A 4,295-nucleotide genomic window follows, 5' to 3' on the forward strand; every position below is an offset into this window, starting at 1 on the left:
GAGCACATACAAACAGTACAGGAAATGCCCGTTGAGCTCATGGAACGTTTACTGGGGAAGAACGGTATTGCCATCTGGAAAAAAGCACAAGGAATAGACAACTCGCCTGTTGTAGCTTATAATGAAAGGAAGTCTATCTCATCATCTATCACCTTTGAGCGCGACACCATCGATATCCGTAAGTTAAAAGACATCCTCTCCGCCATGGCTGAGAAGCTGGCCTTTTATCTCAGAAACGGAAAGAAGCTCGCTTCATGTGTTACGGTAACGGTGCGCTACTCTGACTTCGACACGCGCAGCCGGCAAGTACGGGTTCCCTACACTTCCTGTGACCATACCCTTATTGAAAAGGTGATGTCATTATTCGACCAACTTTATAACAGAAGAGTGTTGGTGCGGTTGGTAGGTGTGCGGTACAGTCATTTGGTAGAGGGCGCTTATCAAATCAATTTGTTTGAGGACACGGAGGAGATGATCAACCTCTACCAGGCTATGGATAAGATAAGAAACCGCTTCGGGCAAAATGCTGTGCGGCGGGTAGTGACGATGGATACGAGGGGTGTGGGCATGATGTCCAATCCTTTTAATGGTTTGCCTCCGGTGATTCCGGCGCATAGGAGGGCGTAACCCCCCTGTTTATTCGCTTTGCTCATAAACTGTTCCCCTCGGGGGACAGCGACCCTGAAGTGGAGCGTAAACGCGTACTTCAGGGGAGCGGGAGGTTACAAGGTACAACACTACTAGTGTTTAATTGCATAAGTTCGCTATATTATCTTTAAGTTGGCTTCCCTTTACCTCTCGCTTTCTCCATTTGAAGGGCTTGCTGTTTTTGCTGTAGGAGGTAATATATGCCTCAATGTGTTCCTTCAAGCACTCTTTGCTTGTAAAACTTGCTCCCCGCAATGATTTTCTCGAAAATATTCCAAACCAAATTTCAATTTGATTAAGCCAGCTTGCTGATGTTGGTGTAAAGTGGAATTGTACATTCGGGTTACTAAGCAACCAATCCTCATTCTTCTTATGAGTGCAATAATTATCTAATATGACATGCAACTCCATGCCTTCATATTCTTTAACTATTTTGTTCATAAATGAAATAAAATCATCTCGCTTTTTGTATGCTGTTACCTGTGAACTGATTTTGCCTGTTGCTACATTTAAAGCCGCAAATAAATTTAATGTTCCATGACGCTTATAGATACTTTGATAAGCCCTCATGATTTTACCGTTCTCTGTTTGCACATATCCTGTTTTTCTCTCAAGGGCTTGAATGCTTGGTTTCTCATCAGCACAAAGGACTATTGCATTGGTTGGTGGGTCTAAATACAGACCAACAATATCTGCTGCTTTTGCGGCGAAGTCCTTGTCTGTACTGATGCACCATGAACGCTGACGCTGTAAACTAATCCCTTCTTTCTTCAATACCCTCCATATCATATATTTTGAGCAATTTAGCTTTTCAGATAACAATGGTGCATCCCAACATCCATAACCTTTTGGCACCGGAGAACTGATTGCATTCAACAATTTTTTTCTTATTTCCGGATCGGAACTTGGTTTGCCGCTTCGCGCTTTGTCATGTTGTTATCAGTAATTCAGACTACACAATAATTGGTAACTACGAGTACACAACTTTCGGTAAGTAGAAGTACATAATTTATTAACGAGAGGGATCTTGCCCTCGAGGGCAAGATCCCTCTCGTTAAAGTCCAATTTTTCTTAATTGGTCGGTTTATTAACATTAAACTGATTTGTTATGAAAAAAGAAACATTGAACACTTGGATTATGTATCATGAAATTCAACGATTGGGCCGATTGGGGTTCAGTAAAAATAAAATAGCCGGATATCTGAAAATTAACTGGCGGACGGTCAAAAAATATTTCAAGATGACCGAGGAAGGATTTGAACAATTTCTTCTTCAAAAGGGCAACAAAGACAAAATTCTGGATCCCTATGCAGATTTTGTGCTTTCCCGTTTAAAAGAGTATTCCGACACCACTGCTGCTCAACTCTTTGATTGGCTCAAAGAGGAGTATGCTGACTTGCCTGAGGTGTGCGAAAAAACGATTTACAACTTTGTCATGGATGTTCGTCATAAGCACAACATCCCCGTAGTTGATTCCTTTAGAGAATATTTTCCGGTAGAAGAACTTCCATACGGAGAACAAGCCCAGGTGGATTTCGGGCAATATAATATGCGCCATCACGGCAGGAGAAACAAAAAAGTATACTTTTTTGCTATGGTACTCTCACGAAGCAGAATGAAGTTTATCTGTTTTCTCGATAGGCCATTCACGGCCAAAGAGGTTTGTATAACGCACGAGAGGTCTTTTGAGTATTTTGAAGGCATCCCTCAAACCATCGTTTATGACCAGGACAGAACCATAGTGGTAAATGAAAACATCGGTAACATTATCCTTACTGCTGATTTTAGGAGCTACACCAAATCCAGAAACTTCAAACGGCACTTTTGCCGCAAAGCCGACCCGGAGAGTAAAGGTAAGGTGGAAAACGTTATCGGGTACGTTAAGAAAAACTTCCTCTACAATCGTAAATACATCGATTTGGATACGCTTAACAATCAGGCTATTGCCTGGCTATTAAGAACAGGGAACAATAATGTGCATAATCTCACTAAAAGAAGCCCTTTAAGCGAGTTTCTAATCGAAAAGCAACACTTGTCGCCATACACACCATTAACCATTAAAACAGAAGATATGAAAGCATATACGGTACGGAAAACAAATGAAGTGAATTACCAGGGCAATTTTTATTCCTTGCCGATGGGCACATATACCGGAAGTCAAACGCAAGTTTTGGTAAAGCAGTACAATGGTAAAGTTGAGATATATTCCACAGATAAAATCCTTATTTGCTCGCATGAACTATCCGTAGAAAAGGGGAAGTCCATCATTAATACCAATCATCGCAGAGATAAATCCGGGAGCATTAATGAGATGATCAGTGATACGGCTGAATACTTTAACGACAGGCAAAAAGCTGTGGAATACTTTAGGAAAATACAGTCAGCCTTGCCCCGGTACCAGAGACCACTTACAAGTGATTAGAAGAGCTTTGAAAGATGCTCCAAAGAACATTGCTGATAAAGCACTCGATTTTTGCATGAAAAATGCCAATTACTGCGGGCATGATTTTGAAAGCGTACTATTTGTCTTGTGGGATACAAGCACTTCTGAAACCAAAATTACTGAGGTCAAACCAATGGGCAAAAACAGCATCAGCAAGGCCAATGAAAAGCCTGAAACAAGTGATATAAATGATTACCAGGATATTATAAACAACTAAATTGAAAATCATGATAAAAACAGAGACCATTAAAAACCAGTGCAAACAGCTCAGATTGTCAGCCGTAGCAAACATTATTAATGAAACCGTGATGAAGGCAGAAAAGGAAAAGATCACTTACTTAGAGTTTTTAGGCCGGTTGTTTAATACCGAAATCAATCAACGCATGGAAAAAGACAAACAAAGGAGGCAGAAACATGCAAGATTACCGTTGAGCTACAATCTGGACCTGTATGATTTTACATCTGAAAACGGCATTAGTCCCCAAGAGCTCAAGCAACTCCGGGAGTTGAAGTGGTTAGAACAAAATTACAATGTGATACTCATGGGGCCATCGGGAACCGGAAAAACATACATAGCTGCCGGGCTCTGTTTTGATGCTGTAGATCAAGGTTACAGGGCTTACTTCCAAACCATGGAGTCTCTTGTTAAGGTGCTTAAGATGAAAGATATTACAAGGAAAGCAGCAACAGAGTACAAACGTATACTGGGTGCTCACCTGCTTATCATAGACGACATCATGATGTTCCCTGTCACCAAAGAGGATGCGGTGGCTTTCTTTAACCTGGTAAATGAATTACACGATAAAACATCACTGGTAATTACTACAAATAGATCCCCGAAAGAATGGGCAGATGTGCTCAATGATACGGTTTTAACAACCGCCATCCTGGATAGAATTTTATACCGGTGTGAAATAATTAAGCTTGCCGGAAAGAGTTACCGAATGCAAAACAGAAAAACTATCTTTAAAAAAACAGAAAAATGATATTAATTTTGGACTAAAGTTGTGTATTTCTAATTGCCGATTTTTATGTACTCCAACTTACCGAAAGTTGTGTACTCTTGGTTTCTGGTAACAACTGTCTTCTACTAGAGATTTGTCAACAATATCATTACAGATTAGGTTGTAAAAGCTACCATAAATATCAGGTAATACTTTGCTCTTTACATTGTAGCTAGAAATACCATAAATCCAGATGTTGT

Annotated in this window: 5 protein-coding genes; 4 read left to right on the forward strand and 1 reads right to left on the reverse strand. The window is 40.4% G+C overall.

Going from position 1 to position 4,295, the window contains the following annotated elements:
* A partial coding sequence (locus tag IIB50_02870) for a DNA polymerase IV (GenBank protein ID MCH7530033.1) occupies window positions 1-627 on the forward strand: 627 nt, incomplete at its 5' end.
* Window positions 628-747: 120 nt separating this feature from the next.
* On the opposite strand, the gene IIB50_02875 is transcribed toward IIB50_02870, so the two are convergent.
* Complete coding sequence (locus IIB50_02875) at window positions 748-1,539, reverse strand: IS630 family transposase (protein MCH7530034.1); 792 nt, start codon at window positions 1,537-1,539, stop codon at window positions 748-750.
* A 217-nt stretch (window positions 1,540-1,756) separates the two neighbouring features.
* Between IIB50_02875 and IIB50_02880 the strand changes: the two genes are divergently transcribed.
* Genes IIB50_02880 through IIB50_02890 form a run of 3 tightly spaced genes read left to right on the forward strand, consistent with a single transcriptional unit; the run spans window position 1,757 to window position 4,077 of the window.
* Window positions 1,757-3,070 carry an IS21 family transposase gene (locus IIB50_02880; protein ID MCH7530035.1) on the forward strand — a complete coding sequence of 438 codons (1,314 nt, stop codon included), beginning with the start codon at window positions 1,757-1,759 and terminating at the stop codon, window positions 3,068-3,070.
* A 7-nt stretch (window positions 3,071-3,077) separates the two neighbouring features.
* Window positions 3,078-3,308 (forward strand): hypothetical protein, encoded by a 231-nt coding sequence (locus tag IIB50_02885; GenBank protein MCH7530036.1) that lies wholly within the window; start codon window positions 3,078-3,080, stop codon window positions 3,306-3,308.
* 10 nt (window positions 3,309-3,318) lie between these two features.
* Entirely contained in the window at window positions 3,319-4,077 is a 759-nt protein-coding gene (locus IIB50_02890) for an ATP-binding protein (protein ID MCH7530037.1), read from the forward strand.
* The last annotated feature ends 218 nt before the right edge of the window (window positions 4,078-4,295 follow it).

The organism is Patescibacteria group bacterium, assembly GCA_022560785.1.
Taxonomy (GTDB): domain Bacteria; phylum Patescibacteriota; class Minisyncoccia; order Phycocordibacterales; family JADFSL01; genus JADFSL01.

What these genes read in the sequence shown, in the direction of transcription:
- IIB50_02880 (MCH7530035.1), top strand. Translation starts at nt 1,757, where the DNA reads ATGAAAAAAGAAACATTGAACACTTGGATTATGTATCATGAAATTCAA.
- IIB50_02890 (MCH7530037.1), top strand. Translation starts at nt 3,319, where the DNA reads ATGATAAAAACAGAGACCATTAAAAACCAGTGCAAACAGCTCAGATTG.